The organism is Permianibacter aggregans (genome assembly GCF_009756665.1).
Lineage (GTDB): Bacteria > Pseudomonadota > Gammaproteobacteria > Enterobacterales > Permianibacteraceae > Permianibacter > Permianibacter aggregans.
This window is the reverse complement of sequence record NZ_CP037953.1, coordinates 2508228-2526018: the sequence shown is the minus strand read 5'-3', so window position 1 is coordinate 2526018 and position 17791 is coordinate 2508228. Positions and strand designations below refer to the sequence as shown.

General features: G+C 53.9%; 17 protein-coding genes and 1 pseudogene. 5 read left to right on the top strand and 13 right to left on the bottom strand.

Going from position 1 to position 17791, the window contains the following annotated elements; translation table 11 throughout:
* Nucleotides 1-44: 44 nt before the first annotated feature.
* The 6 genes from pdxH to fadB all read right to left on the bottom strand — a co-directional run bounded on the left by pdxH (nt 45) and on the right by fadB (nt 6715).
* A complete protein-coding gene (gene pdxH / locus E2H98_RS11145) occupies nt 45-680 on the bottom strand; it encodes a pyridoxamine 5'-phosphate oxidase (RefSeq protein ID WP_133591225.1) in 636 nt (211 codons plus the stop codon).
* The gene (locus E2H98_RS11140; protein WP_133591049.1) at nt 673-1581 is read right to left on the bottom strand and encodes a PPK2 family polyphosphate kinase; all 909 of its coding nucleotides are present in this window, start codon (nt 1579-1581) and stop codon (nt 673-675) included. The genes pdxH and E2H98_RS11140 overlap by 8 nt, the downstream gene beginning before the upstream one ends.
* 102 nt (nt 1582-1683) lie before the next feature.
* Nucleotides 1684-2100 (bottom strand): type 2 periplasmic-binding domain-containing protein, encoded by a 417-nt coding sequence (locus E2H98_RS11135; RefSeq protein ID WP_133591047.1) that lies wholly within the window; start codon nt 2098-2100, stop codon nt 1684-1686.
* A gap of 9 nt (nt 2101-2109) precedes the next feature.
* Nucleotides 2110-3201: a hypothetical protein gene (locus tag E2H98_RS11130; protein ID WP_133591045.1), complete on the bottom strand. Its 1092-nt coding sequence runs from the start codon at nt 3199-3201 to the stop codon at nt 2110-2112.
* 174 nt (nt 3202-3375) lie between these two features.
* Nucleotides 3376-4539 (bottom strand): acetyl-CoA C-acyltransferase FadA, encoded by a 1164-nt coding sequence (gene fadA, locus E2H98_RS11125; protein ID WP_133591043.1) that lies wholly within the window; start codon nt 4537-4539, stop codon nt 3376-3378.
* Between the two features lie 25 nt (nt 4540-4564).
* Nucleotides 4565-6715 (bottom strand): fatty acid oxidation complex subunit alpha FadB, encoded by a 2151-nt coding sequence (gene fadB, locus E2H98_RS11120; RefSeq protein WP_133591041.1) that lies wholly within the window; start codon nt 6713-6715, stop codon nt 4565-4567.
* Between the two features lie 304 nt (nt 6716-7019).
* Here fadB and pepQ point away from each other — a divergent pair, with 304 nt between their 5' ends.
* Nucleotides 7020-8336 carry a Xaa-Pro dipeptidase gene (gene pepQ, locus E2H98_RS11115; protein WP_133591039.1) on the top strand — a complete coding sequence of 439 codons (1317 nt, stop codon included), beginning with the start codon at nt 7020-7022 and terminating at the stop codon, nt 8334-8336.
* Nucleotides 8337-8340: 4 nt separating this feature from the next.
* Here the strand turns inward: pepQ and amrS are convergent, their stop codons facing one another.
* Nucleotides 8341-9432, bottom strand: a complete 1092-nt coding sequence (gene amrS / locus E2H98_RS11110; RefSeq protein WP_198325102.1) for an AmmeMemoRadiSam system radical SAM enzyme — start codon at nt 9430-9432, stop codon at nt 8341-8343.
* 131 nt (nt 9433-9563) lie between these two features.
* On the opposite strand from amrS, the gene amrB reads away from it, so the two are divergent.
* Both amrB and amrA read left to right on the top strand, forming a co-directional pair.
* Complete coding sequence (gene amrB / locus E2H98_RS11105; RefSeq protein ID WP_133591037.1) at nt 9564-10337, top strand: AmmeMemoRadiSam system protein B; 774 nt, start codon at nt 9564-9566, stop codon at nt 10335-10337.
* A complete protein-coding gene (amrA, locus tag E2H98_RS11100; protein ID WP_133591035.1) occupies nt 10303-10917 on the top strand; it encodes an AmmeMemoRadiSam system protein A in 615 nt (204 codons plus the stop codon). The genes amrB and amrA overlap by 35 nt, the downstream gene beginning before the upstream one ends.
* Before the next feature lie 19 nt (nt 10918-10936).
* Here amrA and E2H98_RS11095 read toward each other — a convergent pair whose 3' ends face one another.
* The 6 genes from E2H98_RS11095 to E2H98_RS11070 form a co-directional block, all read right to left on the bottom strand.
* The gene (locus tag E2H98_RS11095) at nt 10937-11683 is read right to left on the bottom strand and encodes a class I SAM-dependent methyltransferase (protein ID WP_157591356.1); all 747 of its coding nucleotides are present in this window, start codon (nt 11681-11683) and stop codon (nt 10937-10939) included.
* On the bottom strand, nt 11680-12816 hold the full coding sequence (locus tag E2H98_RS11090; RefSeq protein ID WP_133591032.1) for a DUF1624 domain-containing protein: 1137 nt from the start codon (nt 12814-12816) through the stop codon (nt 11680-11682). Before E2H98_RS11090 ends, E2H98_RS11095 begins: the two co-directional genes overlap by 4 nt.
* A gap of 40 nt (nt 12817-12856) precedes the next feature.
* Complete coding sequence (locus tag E2H98_RS11085; protein WP_133591030.1) at nt 12857-13252, bottom strand: DUF6869 domain-containing protein; 396 nt, start codon at nt 13250-13252, stop codon at nt 12857-12859.
* A gap of 35 nt (nt 13253-13287) precedes the next feature.
* The gene (locus tag E2H98_RS11080; protein ID WP_133591028.1) at nt 13288-13542 is read right to left on the bottom strand and encodes a DUF6489 family protein; all 255 of its coding nucleotides are present in this window, start codon (nt 13540-13542) and stop codon (nt 13288-13290) included.
* A gap of 77 nt (nt 13543-13619) precedes the next feature.
* The gene (gene speA, locus E2H98_RS11075; RefSeq protein ID WP_133591026.1) at nt 13620-15512 is read right to left on the bottom strand and encodes a biosynthetic arginine decarboxylase; all 1893 of its coding nucleotides are present in this window, start codon (nt 15510-15512) and stop codon (nt 13620-13622) included.
* Between the two features lie 158 nt (nt 15513-15670).
* On the bottom strand, nt 15671-16114 hold the full coding sequence (locus E2H98_RS11070; protein ID WP_133591024.1) for a DUF4124 domain-containing protein: 444 nt from the start codon (nt 16112-16114) through the stop codon (nt 15671-15673).
* Between the two features lie 53 nt (nt 16115-16167).
* Here E2H98_RS11070 and ubiK point away from each other — a divergent pair, with 53 nt between their 5' ends.
* Together ubiK and E2H98_RS11060 are read left to right on the top strand one after the other, a co-directional pair.
* Nucleotides 16168-16413 carry a ubiquinone biosynthesis accessory factor UbiK gene (gene ubiK, locus E2H98_RS11065; protein ID WP_133591022.1) on the top strand — a complete coding sequence of 82 codons (246 nt, stop codon included), beginning with the start codon at nt 16168-16170 and terminating at the stop codon, nt 16411-16413.
* Nucleotides 16414-16522: 109 nt separating this feature from the next.
* Nucleotides 16523-17368 (top strand): annotated as a pseudogene (locus E2H98_RS11060) (YifB family Mg chelatase-like AAA ATPase); the annotation flags it as partial.
* Nucleotides 17369-17791: the final 423 nt, after the last annotated feature.

Here is a 17791-nt window from a genome sequence, read left to right as displayed (position 1 = left end):
CGCTTATCCGTTGCAAACCCCGAATCATCATCTGTTGCCACGTTTCAGGGTGCCAATCGTTCTTTTAGCCACTGTTCTGCCGCACGTCGGTAACACACCCGATCATGCAAGCGGCTTGGCCGACCTTGCCAGAATTCGACCCGATCAGCGTTGACCGCGTATCCGCCCCAATGTGGCGGCCTTGGCACATGCAGCGCAAACTTAATACCGTATTCAGCAGCGCGTTTCAAGAGATCGGTTTTTTCGTCAATGACCTGACTCTGCGGACTGGCCCAGGCGCCAATGCGACTGGCCAAGGGCCGGCTGTTGAAGTACGCATCGGATTGCGGCTCCGGCAATTTTTCGACCCAGCCTTCAATGCGCACCTGCCGTTCCAGTTCCGGCCAGAAAAACGTCAATGCCGCGTGCGGATTGTGCTGCAATTGCTCGCCCTTGCGACTCAAATAGTTGGTGAAGAAAACAAATTGTTCGTGCTCAGCGCTTTTCAGCAGCACGATACGACCGCTGGGCCGGCCTTCGGTATCGACCGTCGCCAGATGCATCGCCGTCGGTTCATGCACCTGGGCCGCAATCGCTTCATCAAGCCAGACACGAAACTGGCTGAATGGCTCCGGTGCGCATTGCTCGGGGCTCAACGCCTGTTTGCTGTAGTCTTTGCGAATCGAGGCAATGTCAGTCATGTTCAGCAGAATCGTCTTTTTCATTTTCCAATATCATACGCGCCTCTTTGATGCGCTCCAATTGCGTCTCGCTGAATGATTTTTCTTTCAATGGCAGCGCATCGATGGTGCTGGCCAGCAGACGCGCCACCAGAGCTCGAGCCATCGGCTTGTCATCGGCCGGAATCACATGCCAGGGCGCGTGCTCGCTGTCGGTCGCGGTCAGCGTTTCATTCCAGGCCTGCATGAATTCGTCCCAGCGTTTACGGGTTTCCAGATCGAACGGATCGAACTTCCAGAACTTTTCCGGTTTGACGACACGGTCCAGCAGGCGTTGACGCTGTTCCTCTCTTGATACATGCAGGAAGCATTTGATGATGGCGATGCCGTTCCGCGTCAGGTGCTGTTCGAAATGATTGATGTCTTCAAAACGATGCTGCCAGAACCTGTCGTTGATCGCCTCCAGGGCAATGCGCTGTTTGTGCAAAAATTCGGGAAATATCTTTACCGTTACGGTTTCTTCATACCAGGAGCGATTGAACAAACCGATATGACCACGCTGCGGCAAGTGCGCGACATAGCGTGACAAAAATGGATATTCGAGCTCGATTGAGCTAGGCGCGCGAAAGCCTGTGATTTGGCAATAAAGCGGGTTCAAACCGGACAGCACATGCTTGATGATGCCATCCTTACCGGCCGCGTCCATGCCTTGCAGTATCAACAGTACCGCATGGGTATCGATAACGTTCAAGCGATGTTGCGACTCAATCAGTTCCTTCTGACTTTCTTCCAGCAGGTCTTTCGCTTCGCGCTTCAACTGATCGCGACTATCCTTGTCCTCGTACGGCAATCGAGTTGCACATTGGCGCAAATCTGGCGCTGATTGCCGGCGCCATAAATATCGCTCAGGTTTGAACAACATGAATTAGTCTGGAAGCCCAATCATCCAGATAGCATAGCATCGCGTTGATAATACCCGCTCTTATGACGTTTGAGTTTCCCCCGTCCGGAATAGCACGAGTGATCACGGCACTTTCATCACCACTTTCACGGAACTGTCGACGGCGCCGGCATCGATGTAACCAATCGTGCCCGGATTGGCGGCGACCATCGATTTTACCGCGCCATCATTGGCGGCTTCCTTTGGTGGTGTACCTTTGCCGGTGAACACCAATTGCGACCAATACGCTTTGTATTGGCTCGGGTTCTTTTTCGTCACTTGTTCATGAAACGCTTGGCGCGTTGCCGAACCTTCCTCTTGGTTAAGCGGTGTCGCTTGGTCACCATTGGGAAAACTTTTGCTCTTACCCAAATAGAGTCTGGCGACATCGTCCTCGGTTAATGCATCGATCGCGGACGAGGGATGCACAATCACGGCGATTTCTGCTTGCGCCAGTGAGCACCATGTTGCAGCCAGTAGGGAGTAAAGCAGCTTGTTCATGGTGTCCTCCTAGAATACAAAGTCAACGCCAGCGGAAAGCACCATGACATCACCATCGGCGCAACGGCAAATCGGATTTGGTGCGCTGGTGAAGGGATTCTCGCCGGTATCATCAAAGCGATCGAGCTGCATCTTGAACGCCAGATTGCTGTTGACGTCGTAGCGGAAACCAACACCTACCGTTGAGTGCGCCTCCCATGCTTCGTTGAGCTCGAAATCGCTGGCAGTAAAATGATAGGTCCACTTATCCATGTTGTAGGCGAAGGATGCCAGCCAAGACGTGTAGTACTCGTATTCGTTGTACTCGACGACAACCGATACCGGATTGAAGTCGAGCAAAAACGCGACATCGTAAAACTGGATATTGAAATCATCGGTGATCACCCGACCATTTGGCAGTGTACGAATCGGTGTGACGAATACCGGTACAACATCCGGATCGGCCTCTTCCTGAATATCCGTGGTCAAATAGCTCAAGCGGAAGTTCAACCAGCGATACCAAAGATTGAACACGGCGCCATACATATCGGTGTAATCGCGATCATGCTCGAACTGCCGTATGTAACTCATCAGCACATTCGGTTCGGTTTTTTCCCGCCCGCCATAAAGCTGGAACGAAGTGTCGACGGGGCCAAAGCTGTGTGAATAGGTGGCACTGAGGCCATTGTAGTTAACCGCGTCCACCGAATAGGCGTCGCCAGGTACGCGGATAAAATTGTAGGCAAAACCAACATCCATGTAGTCGCTATACAGGTACGCCGGTATACGCATGCGCCCGGCTTGAATACGCCATTCTGTTTTTGGCTGCCAGGTCAGATAAAACCATTCGATATCCGGCTCCCAGTTCAACGAGCCGCGTGAGGTCATTTGTATCGTTGTTGATAGCTCATCGGTGAACACCGCCGTCGCTTGCAAACCAAGCCGACTCTCCTCCGTGATATCAAATTTGCTGTCGTAAGTCGCCATCGAGGGATAGTGCGCGACATAGCCATCCCCCGAAAGCACTTCGGCACCAACAAGACTACCAAACCCGGAGAATTTCAGATCGGCGGCAAACGCCGGCAAGCTGGCCATTGCAGCCAGCAACAACGCATGCTTCATACTCCCTCCATTGATCATCGTGATGATTTTTGCGAACAGGAGAATCCTTCCAGCGTAGTCGATTGTCCCATTTCTGCAAGTGCAGCCATTGGCTTGCTCGGCGCACTCGCTCACGCGTTTCTCAGGCAACAAAAAAGGGACCGTACGGTCCCTTTTTCTCGGTTGATGAGGCGTTTAGTTGCGCTCAAACACCGTCGCGATGCCTTGACCCAGGCCGATGCACATCGTCGCCAAACCGAGTTTGGCGTTTTTGTTCTGCATCAGATGCAACAGCGTGCCGCTGATGCGAGCACCGGAGCAGCCGAGTGGATGGCCGAGAGCAATGGCGCCGCCGTTCAGGTTGACTTTGTCTTCGAGCACATCAAGCAGTTGCAGATCTTTCAACACTGGAATCGCTTGCGCCGCAAACGCTTCGTTCAGCTCAACCAGATCCAGATCCTTGACGGTGATACCTGCTCGCTTCAACGCTTTCTGCGTCGCAGGTACCGGGCCGTAACCCATGATCGCGGCATCACAACCGGCAACGGCCATGCTGCGGATTTTCGCCATTGGTGTCAGGCCAAGCGCTTTCGCGCGATCGGCACTCATGACCAGCATCGCGGAAGCGCCGTCAGAAATCGCCGATGAAGTCGCGGCGGTAACGGTACCGGTAACCGGATCGAAAGCCGGGCGCAGTTTGCGCATGTCGTCGATGTTGGCATCAGAGCGAATCACTTCATCGTAATCGAACAATTTCAGGGCGCCGTCCTCGTCGTGACCTTCCATCGCGACGATTTCATTTTTGAAACGGCCTTCAACGGTGGCCGCATGAGCGCGCTGATGTGAGCGCAAACCAAACTGATCTTGTTGCTCACGAGTGATGCCATGACTGCGACCCAGCAACTCGGCAGTGAAACCCATTGAACCCGAGGCTTTGGCGGCAACCAGCGCCAACTGCGGCGCAAAATCAACACCGTGCATCATCGGCACATGGCCCATGTGTTCGACACCGCCGATGATGAATACTTCACCATCACCAGTCATGATCGAACGGGCAGCATCATGCAGCGCTTGCATCGAAGAACCGCACAAACGGTTGACGGTGGCCGCACCAACGGTGCGCGGCAAACGGGTTAATAACGACGCATTACGGGCGACGTTAAAACCTTGCTCCAGGGTTTGCTGCACACAGCCCCAAATCACATCTTCGACTTCCGCGGGGTCAACTTTGGGGTTGCGCTCAAGCAGCGCATCAATCAAACGCGCGCTCATCACTTCGGCACGGGTGTGGCGGAACATACCGCCTTTGCTGCGCCCCATCGGTGAGCGGACGGCATCAATAATGACGACTTCTTTCATGTTAACTCTCCTTCCTCACCGGGCATTAAAGGCTGTAGTACTTCTGGCCTTTTTTGGCCATGTCGCGCATCGTTTCGGTCGGCTCATAGAGCTTGCCCAGATCTTTGAATTGCTCAGCGCGGGCGATGAATTTATCGAGACCAATGGTGTCGAGGTATTTCAGCGCGCCACCACGGAATGGCGGGAAGCCGATACCGTAAACGAGACCCATGTCGGCCTCGGAAGGTGTCGCGACAATTTTCTCCTCTAAACAGCGAACGGTTTCGATCAGCATCGGAATCATCATCCGGTCGATGATGTCTTGCTTATCGAATTCTTTGCTGCCAACACCGGTGCTCTTGATGATGTCGAACGCGACCGGATCGGCATCTTTTTTCGGTTTGCCTTTTTTGTCTTGCGAATAAGCATAGAAACCTTTGCCGTTTTTCTGGCCGAAACGTTTCTGTTCGTACAGCGCCTCAATGGCATCTTTGAATTCTTTCTTCATCCGGTCCGGGAAGCCTTCGGCCATGACGTTGGCGGCGTGCACAGCGGTATCCAAACCGACGACATCGAGCAAGTAGGCCGGGCCCATCGGCCAGCCGAATTTCTCCATGACTTTGTCAACAGCGGTGAAATCCGCTCCGTCACGCAGTAGCAGTGAGAAGCCATGGAAATACGGGAACAACACGCGGTTGACCAGGAAGCCTGGGCAATCATTGACGACGATTGGCGATTTGCCCATCGCACTAGCCCAAGCAACGACCGTTGCGATCGTTTCTTCCGAAGTTTTCTTGCCGCGAATCACTTCGACCAACGGCATTTTGTGCACCGGGTTGAAGAAGTGCATGCCGCAGAAATTCTCCGGACGCTTCAAGTTTTTCGCCAGCAGATCTATAGAGATGGTCGAGGTGTTCGAGGCCAGAATGGCCTTGTCACCGAGCACACTTTCCATTTCGCACAGCACACTGTCTTTGACTTTCGGGTTCTCGACAACGGCTTCGACGACGATATCGCAATCCTTTAGCGTGCTGTACTCCAAAGTTGGCGTGATGCTGGCTAGTGTTTTTGCCATTTGTTGATTGGTGATTTTGCCAATCTCGACGCCTTTCAACAGGATTTTGCTGGCCTCAGACATGCCCAAATCCAGTGCTTCCGGCTTGATATCTTTCATTGCCATTGGCGTGCCGCGCGAAGCGGCTTGGTAAGCAATACCACCGCCCATGATGCCGGCCCCGAGCACGCCTGCCCAATGAATCGGCTTCGCGGCTTTGGCGGCTTTCTTGGCGCCTTTTTTGATCAGCTGATCATTGAGGAAAATGGTGATAAGACTCGATGCTTGATCCGACAGCGCGACATTGGCAAAACCTTCGTGCTCAATCAGCAGCGCTTCGTCGCGAGCCAAACGCGCGGCTTTTTCGACGACATTGACGGCTTCCATCGGCGCCGGGTAATGCGGGCCGGCTTTGCCGGCAACGAAGGCTTTCGACGTAGAAAACGCCATCAGGCTTTCCATCTTGTTCAGTTTCAGTGCCGATTTTTTCTGCTCGCGGCGCTTCTGCCAATTCAGCTTGCCTTCAATCGCTTGCTTGACCATTTGAATGGCAGCGTCTTTCAGTTTGCCGGGTTCAGCAACGGCATCAACGGCACCAACTTTCAGCGCGTCTTCGGCTTTGTATTGGTTGCCGGTGGCAATCCATTCCAAGGCATTGTCAGAGCCAATTAGACGTGGCAAACGCGTCGTACCGCCAAAGCCTGGGATCAAGCCCAGTTTTACTTCCGGCAAGCCAACTTGGGCCGACGTTGAGGCAATGCGGTAATCGCAGGACAGCGCCATTTCCATGCCGCCGCCAAGGGCGATGCCGTTGATGGCGCAAACCGTTGGCACCGGCAGATCTTCAAAGCCATTGAAGATGGCGTTGGCTTGCTTGGTCCATTCGATCAATTTGTCGCGACCGGCGGCAAACAAACTCAGGAATTCGGTGATGTCAGCGCCGACGATAAACACGTCCTTGCCGCTGGTGACGACCACGCCTTTGACATCCTTGTTCTTGGCCAGCGTTGCCGTGGCTTCGTTGAACTCGGCGAGCGTGTCGCGGTTGAATTTGTTGACCGATTCGTTCTGCAGATTGAACTGGAATTCGACGATACCGCCTTCCAGCATGGTGCAGGTTATGGACTTGCCTTCGAACAGCATGTTCAGTCTCCCTGACGGGGTGGTGGATGGAGAGGCGCCAGCGTGATGCGGCACCTGATGCAATGCGGAAAAACCGATAGTAGGCTCTGGCCCGACCAGATGACAAGCCTTCCCGGTCAAATCCGAAGAAATAAACGCTCAGTATAAGCCCGAATGGCGACCGTTGCCGGCCGGTTTGGACGTACAGGCTGCCGTCACGGGGTTCAAGGCCAAGCCGAGCACCAGCGAAAACCGGTATTCTTACGGGCTGACCATTATGGTGGTGCCAGCGCCACCCGATTCAACCTAGATCGAAGGATGTTCCATGACCACTGCCGCTCACTACGCCAGCCATTTGCAGACCGTGCTCGACCGCTACCAGAAAGCCATGGCCAGCAGCGGTTTTGATCAGGTTGTCGTCCATTCCGGGATTCCGAAAGTCGCGTTCCAGGACGATTACCATTACCCATTCAAACCGAATCCAAATTTCGTGCAGTTGTTGCCGCTGACGATGCCCCCGCATTGCCTGGTCGTGATCAAACCGGAACAAAAACCGGTGCTGATCTTTTTGCAACCGCGCGACTACTGGCATGTGGTACCGGAAGATCCGAGCGGTTACTGGGTCGAACATTTTGATATTCGCGTCATTCGCACGCCATCGGAAGCGAAAGCCTTGCTGAATCTGCAACCGAAAACTGCGTTCATCGGAGAAGATACCGACGCATTCACCGGCTGGGGTTTCCATGCGTTCAATCCGGTGCCGTTGCTGGCGCCGCTGCACTGGCAACGCGGCTATAAAACCCCCTACGAAATTGACAGCATTGCTGAAGCCAATCGCGTCGCCGCCCGCGCCCACAACGCCGCCCGCGATGCTTTTCTGGCCGGTAAAAGTGAACTCGATATTCACCATGCTTATGTCGCGGCGACCGGTTTGCAGGAAAGCCAGTTACCGTACGGCAATATCATTGCGCTGAACGAACATGGTGCGGTATTGCATTACACCGAGTTGCAAAACAACGCGCCAAAAGATTCACGTTCGTTCTTGATTGACGCCGGTGCCATCAGCAACGGTTATGCCTCCGATATCACCCGCACCTATAGCCGTGAGAAAAATGCTTTTGCCGAACTGATTCAGGCCGTTGATGACATGCAACTGAAACGCATCGCGGCGATTAAGCCCGGTCAGCAATATCTCGATGTGCATCTGGCGTTTCATCACGATATCGCCGAAATTCTGAAACGCTTCGAGCTCGTCAACATGAGCGCCGAAGCGATGGTCGAGAGTGGCGTTACCGCGACGTTCTTCCCGCATGGTATCGGCCACTTGCTTGGCATTCAGGTGCACGATATCGGTGGCCGCTTCCTGAATGACAAAGGCGAGAACAATCCACCGCCGAGCGCGCACCCGTATCTGCGAATGACCCGCAAAGTCGAGCAGGACATGGTGTTCACGATTGAGCCCGGCATCTATTTCATCAATATGCTGCTGGAAGAGCTGCAGCAGAAACCGGAAGCCAAGCAGATCAACTGGCAAAATGTCGAGCAGTTCAAACCTTTCGGTGGTGTCCGCATTGAGGACAATGTGCTGGTGACCAAAGATGGCCATCGCAACTTGAGCCGCGAAGCATTTGACGCACTCTGATTTACTACGCCGACAAACTCACCGGAATTCTTCGTCTACCGAAGCGTTCCGGTAGGCCATCGAATACGCCGCTTATGGTGGTTCCGCAGTGACGGCAATGCCCGGTCACATCAAGCACGTATTCGCCCAGCTCATACCAATCGCGTTCGATGACGCCTCGGTGACAGTTCGGACAATAGGTACTGCTGCCTAATCGATCATGAACATTGCCGGTGTACACGTAGTGCAAACCATATTTCAGCGCGATATCACGGGCTCGTGTCAGCGTTGAAGCCGGCGTGCGCGGAATATCCATCATCTTGAAGTCAGGATGAAACGCGGTGAAATGCAGGGGCACATCGACGCCAATGTGTTCAGCAATCCAGGTGCACATCTCATGGATTTCTTCGTCACTATCGTTGTGATCGGGAATCAGCAAGGTGGTGATTTCAAACCAGACCGTGGTTTCTTTTCTTAAATACACCAAAGTTTCCTTGACGGCCTCCAGTGAAGCACCGCAGAGCTTTTTATAGAACGATTCCGTGAAGGCTTTCAGATCGACATTGGCAGCATCCATATAGCGATAGAACTCCGGCCTGGCTTGTTCAGTGATATAGCCAGCTGTTACCGCCACCGCTTTCAAACCTTGCTCGTGCGCCGCTTGTGCGCAATCGACCGCGTATTCGAGAAAGATGACCGGATCGTTATAGGTAAAGGCAATACTGCGACAACCAAGCTGTTTGGCGTGCGTGGCAATTTGCTCCGGCCCGGCATAGCTCGCCAGCTTATCCATTTCACGCGCTTTCGAGATATCCCAGTTTTGGCAGAACTTGCAGGCGAGATTACAACCGGCAGTACCAAAACTCAGCACACTCGATCCCGGCAAAAAATGATTCAGCGGCTTTTTCTCAATCGGGTCAATACAGAAACCGCTGGAACGGCCATAACTGTAAAGCCACATCTGGCCCGCTTCGGCGCCACGAACAAAACACAGGCCGCGCTGACCTTCATGAATTTTGCACGAGCGAGGACAAAGCGTGCAGTGCAAGCGCCCGTCATCCATGGTGTACCAGTAACGTCCGGGTATCGTGTAAGCGTCATTCATCACGTTTGTCATGGCTGGTTCATGCTTCACATGTTGTTATTGCACGAACCTTGTTGTGACCATCAAAGTCTAAACCTTGTCTGGTTGTTGGACTCGGTCTATGGATAATAGTGCAATCAGTGTAACGCCATGGAGAATTGACTATGAACGTAAGACCGGCCGCCGTGGCCGGAATGTTTTACCCGGCTTCAACCACTGCACTGAAACACCTGGTCACGGATTTACTCAATGAACCGTTGCCGATTGAAGTACCGGCAGTCAAGGCACTGATAGCCCCGCATGCCGGCTATCGCTATTCCGGCTCGGTAGCGGCGAGCGCTTACCGTTTGCTTGCGGGCAAAACATTTCAACGAGTATTGCTGCTTGGACCGGCACACCGCGTTGCACTACGTGGTTTAGCCGCCAGCAATTTCGATGCGTTTGAAACGCCGCTTGGTATCGTGCCGATTGATCGAACATTACGAGATCGTTCTAAAAAAATTCCGCTGATAAAAATTCGTGATGACGCACATGAGGATGAGCATTCGCTGGAAGTGCAACTGCCGTTCCTGCAAACGATTCTGCCGGATGTCACCATCTTCCCCTTGGTCGTCGGCCAATGCAGTGCCGAGGAGCTTGCCGGGGCGATTGAACAACTTAGCGATGAACAGACTTTGCTTTTGCTCAGCAGCGACCTGTCTCATTACCTGCCTTATGACGAAGCGGTAGAAGTCGATGAACACACGATTGAGAAAATCGAAGCCGCAGAACAACAGATGCGTGGCAACGAAGCCTGTGGCGCCTATCCGTTGAACGGCTTCTTGCGTTTCGCCCATCAACATCATTGGCAGATTCATTGTGTCGACTACCGCAATTCCGGCGACACGGCCGGCAAGCGCGATCATGTCGTCGGTTATGCCAGCTTTGTCGTCCACTGAGTTGATGGCAGCACCGGATTCGGCAGAGCAGCAGCAGGCCTTGGAGCTGGCACGACGGAGTGTTGGCCAGTATTTTCTTGGTGAGCAGCAGCCGCCAGATTGGTCGTCACTGCCGAGCTGGTTGCATGAATGGCTATCGGTGTTTGTGACGCTGCATATTGATGAATCCTTGCGCGGCTGCGTTGGCAGCCTGCAGCCACGCCGTAGCCTGGCTGAGGACATCTGGTTCAATGCCAGGGCAGCAGCGTTTGAAGATCCGCGCTTTAAACCATTGAGCGCTGAGGAATGGCCACAAACGATGCTGAGCTTATCGGTGTTGCTGCCATCGGAAGCCCTGATTACTGAAAACGAAACGGAATTACTGCAGCAACTGCGACCGGAGGTCCACGGCGTGACCGTGGTGCAGGAGCATCGGCGCGCGACATTTCTGCCGGAAGTCTGGTCGCATTTTTCCGAACCACAGGATTTTCTGATCGCATTGCGGCAGAAAGCCGGATTACCGCCACAGTTTTCGGCAAAAGCACAGTACTACCGGTACGCGACGATCAAGATCCCGTCAACGCGGCTTTTCAGTCAATAGTTAGGCCGTCGGTAAACGTTCAAAGCGATTTGCGACCAGCGCGTACGGTCAGCCGCCAGTAAACCTCAACGGTTTGCTCCGGCGTAATCTGTTGCAACAAGGCCTGATAAAGTTCCTCGGTCGGATCCTTGCCGGTGGTTTCCATGCAGCGGGCGCTGGCCGACCAACTGCGCACATAACCGCATAATCCATCGATGGTCATCGTTTGCGACATCTCGATTTGCGGATCGGGTAGCGTCGGGAATGGAAACGACAAATCGCGGTAACCGCGGTCGACATGCTCACGCCCCGGCGGCCACCATGGTGCGGCAACGCGCTGATAATAGTCCTGCATGATCGTGTTCAAGCTTTCATCACGCAGACGAATCGGTGAATAGGTCCAGACCGCCAACACGCCCTCCGGTTTCAATACTCGATTGACCTCCGGGTAAAAGCGATCGAGATTGAACCAGTGCAGTGCTTGCGCCACGGTGATCAAATCAATTGATTGATCGGCGAGTTCCGGACATTGTTCATCAGCATGCAGATAACGAATATTGTCGCGCGTCTCGGCTTTCGCCAATTGTTGCTCGCTGATGTCGGTGGCGATCACGTCGGCGAAATGATCGGCTAGCATCAGTGTCGCCTGACCGGAACCGCAGCCAACATCCCAAACCCGCTTCGCGGTTGGCACCTGTCGCCGTAACCATTGATACAAGCTCAGTGGGTATTGCGGACGAAACTCAGCATAGCTTTGCGCTACCGCAGAAAAATGATCGCCATTCATCGTCTCACCAGTCGTTTCTTTTGCTGATACTGATCCCAGTAATGGCACGCGGCCCAAAGCAGAATCAGTATCGAAATCCATGCCAGATACAAGCGTAGCAAACTGGCTTCATAGCCCGGCGGAAAGTAGGGCTGGGCGCCGAATAACGAAGGCATCTCGCCCCAGGTGAAATGGGCATAAGCCATCGCCAGCAAATGAATGATCGGGATATGAATCAAATAGAAAAACAACGGATGACGACCAAACAACAGCAGCACACTGTCACCAACCGGCGGCACTTTCTCGAACCAGCGCAGCAACAATAATCCGGGACCAATGGTGATAAGCAAATATAGTAGCGACGGTGGATACTTGGCCAGATTCAAAAACGACAGCAGCGTGTAAACTGGACCTCGCTCCTGCTCGCTCCATGGCACCGGATCACCGTACAGATTCACGGCACGCAAGATCAGAAAAATGACGATGCAAGCAACGCCGGTCCAGACCAGTTTTTTCTGCCGCTCATTGCTCGCTTGTATCATCCAGTTGCCGAGGAGATAACCGACGGCCATTACGCCCATCCACGGGATCAGCGGATACGCGACAAATGCGCCCCAGCCACTGCTATGCCAAGGGAAGTAGGCGCTGAAGTGCAGCGATGCATAGGCAAAGCCCATATCGCCTTGATTCAGCTGATCGAGCAGGTTGTGCAAGACAATTTGTCCGAACGCGAAAATGGCAATCGCCCAGTTCGGCAGATGAATGAGCGCGGCCAGCACGATCATGCTGACACCAATGGCCCAGATCACCTGCAAGAATACAATCGGCGTCGTGCTGAGCTGCCAGGAAAACGAAATGATCGTCACTTCCAGAATCACCAGCATCAAACCGCGCGTCGCCAGGTAATGGCTCATGGCAATTTTGCCGACCTTCTGTTCACGCAGAAATGCCGACGTACCAGCGAGTAGAATGAACAGCGGCGCGCAGAGATGCGTTATCCAGCGGGTGAAGAACCACTCTGGTGTCGTCTGGCTGACATCTTCAGGCCAGAAAGGCGTTGGCGAAAAGAAATCGCGAACATGATCGAGCGCCATCAGAATGATGACCAGACCTCGCAAGCGATCGATGCTGTATAGACGTTGGCTGGCGACCATGCGTTTTCCCTATATGCGAAAGATTGTATTTCTGGTCTGGCTAGTTCCCATCCCAACCGGTGCGATCCCAAATTTTTTGCACTCGCTCCCAGACTAGGTCTGACATGGAATTTTTCCAAACACCACCCAGCAGATTCCGCAGTTGAGCGTTGTTCTCCACCAGGCGCTCTAAATTTTCGATTGCGTCAATGCCACAATGACAGAGGTAATCTTCAAGCGGTCCTGCTGCCAAGACTGGCAAAATTTCGTCTGGCGGGTCTGTATCTAAAACCCTCAATACTATGCTGATAAGTTTTTGCGGATCATCAAAGGCAATAAGGGTTACCGCATCGGAGGCCCAAGAGTCTTGCGTATCGAATCGCTCAGCTACAGAGGCCGCATATAGCGACCTTACATAGGCAGCAACGAAGTCCGGCGAGTCTATGTTGTTTGTCATATGTGAATGCAGGTATCTCTCGTTAAGCACGGAGTTCACTTATCTTTGTCTTTTTTCTCGCCTTGCGTCGCCATCTGCTGCCAGAACGCCTGCTGCATGCTCATCATATTTTGCAGATGTTCAGGCATCATGTTTTTCATTACGGAGGCCGGGTCAAAACCTGGTGCACCGGACGCCATTTGTTCCTGCATTTTTCTCAGTAACTCTTCATGCAGTTGTGCCACCGGTGGCCAACCAAAAAAGGCGCGAACTTCATCGGGACTGCCATCGATGCTGATATTCACTTTCATCACTGACTCCTTTTGTGAGAGGTTTTCTTGGATCATGCGGATACAACAAGGGGATGCCTTGGCATCCCCTTTTGTTTTTACTCTTCCAGATAAGTGTAGCCGGACAATCCGGCCCGTAGCACATCCAGACATTGTTTCTTGCTGGCCACGCTCATCTCGGAGCTCATGATCTGTTCTTGATAAGAACGCAGCAAAGTCTCCGGTTCAAAATGCACGTAGCGTAAGACATCGGCTATCGTGTCGCCTTCTTCGCACTGGGTCAGCACGTAGCCGCCGTCCGGCTGACTGACGACCATGACCGAATCGGTATCGCCAAACAGGTTATGCATGTCGCCGAGAATTTCCTGGTAAGCGCCAACCATGAAAATCCCAATCAGGTTGCGCTCGTCTTCGCGATAAACCGGCATTGGCATCGTTGCTTCAACATCGGTTTCATCAACATAGTGTTCGATTCGGCCATCGGAATCGCAGGTGACGTCTTGCAACACGGCGCGTGCATCGGTTTTTTCGTTCAGACGATTGAGTGGCATGACCGGGAACACCTGATCGATACCCCAGGCATCCGGCAGCGACTGGAACAGCGAGAAATTGCAGAATAGTTTATCGGCGAGTTTCTCGTTCAAGTCGTTCAGAATTTCCTGGTGCGCGCGCGAAGAGGTATCAAGCAGCGGTCGCACCGCATGGCAGGTCGCGTAATAAAGCTGCTCGGCGCGCGCCCATTCGGTCAGGCTCAACATGCCGTGCACATACAGCGATTGCGCTTCGCTGAGCAAATACGAGTTGTCGTGGTAGGCTTCCAGCACACTGCGCGCGGTCAGATTGTTGTAGGTCGTCCACAGTTCCTGCAGCACTTTGTGCTCATCTTCGCCTACCGGCTCGACTTCGCCTTTCGGCAAACTGCTTTCGATATCGATGACGTTAACGACCAGAATCGCGTGGTGCGCGGTCAGCGCCCGGCCCGATTCGGTGATGATATGCGGGTGCTCGATGTTCTCGGCAGCACAGACTTCATTGAGCGCATGGACAACGTTGTTGGCGTATTCCTGCACCGTGTAGTTCATCGAAGAATACGAACGCGTTTGCGTGCCTTCGTAATCGACCCCCAAACCACCACCGACATCAACGACACGGATATTGGCGCCGAGCTTGTGCAGCTCAACAAAGTAGCGCGCGCATTCTTTCATGCCGCGCTGAATATCGCGGATGTTGGCGATTTGCGAACCTAAATGAAAGTGCAGCATCTGCAGGCAGTCAATACGTCCGGCCTCTTTCAAGCGGTGAACAATGTCGAGCACCTGCGCGCCCGACAAGCCGAATTTCGATTTTTCACCGCCGGTGTTCTGCCATTTGCCTTTGCCCATCGACATCAGGCGCACACGCACCCCGATGCGCGGTGTAACACCGAGCTTGTCGGCTTCTTCCAGAATCAGATTCAGTTCATTGAGTTTTTCAACAACGATGTAAACATGGCGACCGAGTTTTTCACCGATCAACGCCAGGCGCACGTATTCGCGATCTTTGTAACCGTTGCAAACCACTTTCGAGCCTTTCGGCATCGGCATGCCGAGCACTGCCATCAGTTCCGGTTTGGAACCCGCCTCCAAACCAAAACGCTCACAGCCACCATGCTTGACCAACTCCTCAACCACGGCGCGTTGCTGATTGACCTTGATCGGATACACGGCCGTGTAGCTGTTTTGGTAGTCGTTGTCTTTGATCGCCTTTTGAAATGCACCGCACAGGGTATCGACCCGGTCGTGCAGGATATGGGCAAAACGAATCAGCACCGGCAGCGACAACCCGCGCGCTTCGATTTCCTTGACCAGATTCGGCAGCGAAATGGCGCTGTTCCGATCGTCCCGGCGCGTCAGTGCCACCGCTTCACCATTGCTGGCGATATCGAAATAGCCGGCACTCCATTGACGGGTGTTATAGATGGCGCGGGCTTGCTGGACGAGCTTATCGGTCATTGAACGACTCCGGGACCAAGGTCGGAAAAGGGGTGAGCAGGTGAAGCGGCGGAAAGGCGCGCATTGTACGCAAATTGACCATCATGAAAACCTTTTTTTCTGTCCGGACTCAATGTCGTCGAAACCAGTGCCGGCGCGGCCCGCCATCATGAATTGGCTCAGGAGCAATAACGGCGGATCTGCTGCTGCATTTGCTGCTCGATGTCGCGCATTTCCTGTTCGCTCAAGCCACGCACTTCATTGTTCTCGTCACGGGTTACCCGAATATTAGCCCGGTTGTAGTCATTCCATTCTTTCTGCGCCTTTTCACAGGCCGCTTGCCGTTCGGCTTTTTGCTTTTGCTGCTCGGCTCTGCCTGCTTCCCGGGCCTGTCGATCGCCTTGCATCGCGGTCACGGCGCGCTGCACCCGCTCGGCGCTATCCTCGCCTTCGTCATTGCCGGACAGACGGGGCGCTTCTTTGACGGTCACTTTATTGCTGTTGACCGCATCGGGTGGCGGTTTGTCGGAAAAATGCACGCGACCGTCTTTGTCTACCCAGCGGTACATCTCGGCAGCGCTGATCGGCACAGCGAGTAAGCACAGCAGAATCAGCCCTTTCATCGTTTCCCCGTATACTAGGCGCCTGTTACCAAAACACACCGTAATCAGCCAAGATGATTGATGCCCAAACCATAGCAGACCTGGCCCGCCGGCTGGGTGAAAGTTTGCCGCCGTCGATGCGCGCCATGCAATCGGAGCTTGAGACGACGTTCCGCACACTGCTTACCGCTCAGCTTGGCAAACTGGATTTGGTCACTCGCGAAGAGTTTGATGCGCAAGTGAAAGTGCTGGCCCGCACCCGCGAAAAAATCGACGCGCTGGAAAAACAACTGGCGGAAATGAAAGCGGCGGAACAATAACGCCAAGCTGCCACAGCAGCTTGAGACATTGACCATAGTGCCAACAGCGAGCGCTCGATTACAGTAGCTTCATAAGGACATGCGGATGGACGGGACTCAGGGACGAGTCATGCAACTAGCGTTGGTTTATAGCCGGGCCGGCTTTGGCGTGCAGGCGCCTTTGGTCACTGTCGAAGTACATCTGTCGCCGGGTCTGCCGGCGTTCAATATCGTTGGCTTACCGGAAGCCGCCGTCAAAGAAAGCAAAGACCGGGTTCGCAGCGCGCTGATCAACGCCCGCTTTGAATTCCCGGCGCAGCGCATCACCGTCAACCTCGCCCCGGCCGATCTACCCAAAGACGGCGCCCGCTTCGATTTGCCGATCGCGCTTGGCATTCTCGCTGCTTCTGGCCAGCTTCCTGCGAAGGAACTGGAGCAGCGCGAGTTTATTGGCGAACTCGCCTTGTCCGGTGAACTGCGCCGAGTGCCAGGCAGTTTGCCGGTAGCGCTCGCCTGTCGTGCCGCCGAGCGCGAGCTGATTGTGCCGCAGTTGAACGCCGAGGAAGCGAGCCTGGCCGGCGGCAAGCTTTACGGCGCGTCGCATTTGCTGGAGGTCTGCGCGCATTTGAGCGGCCAGCAGCGATTGCCAGAGTTTGTCGAAGCGACCTCGGAAAAAAGAAATGGCCGGCACTACCCGGATCTGGCCGATGTCCACGGCCAAGCCACGGCGAAGCGAGCGCTCACCATCGCTGCAGCCGGCGGCCATAATCTGCTGTTTATCGGCCCGCCGGGCACCGGCAAAACCATGCTGGCGAGCCGGCTACCGGGCATCCTGCCGGAAATGAGCGATAACGAGGCGGTGGAAAGCGCCGCCGTCTGCTCCATCAGCCATAACGGCATCGAGCGCGAACAATGGAAGCAACGCCCCTTCCGTTCGCCGCATCACACCGCCTCGGCGGTGGCCCTGGTTGGCGGTAGTGTTAAATCCAATTTTATTTGGAATAGGTGAACGCTAAGTGCTAAGTTCCAACACTAAATGGAATTATGGTACTCATGGATGCAGCTAAACGAACTCCGAATTCCCGGCTTACAGGACGACGAATGGACTGTTTACTGGCTCGGTAATCGAGTGCCCGGTAGTTCCCTTGGAGACCCTTCTTTTTATGTTCAGATTGAGCGTATTCGTGGATCCTCGAGCGAAAGAAATAGACTAGCCGTTGCGATTCCGTGTGGCCTCCTCCCCACAATAGGTGTTGGAACGACATGTAAGGAAGGCTCGTTTCAGCCAAACAATTGGTTTCGTCGTGGAGTACGAACGTACACATTTCAAGCGAAAATCCCGAAGCTGTCTCAGGTCGAACGGGCCGGTAATTGGGTACCTCGAGAGTATTACAGTGTT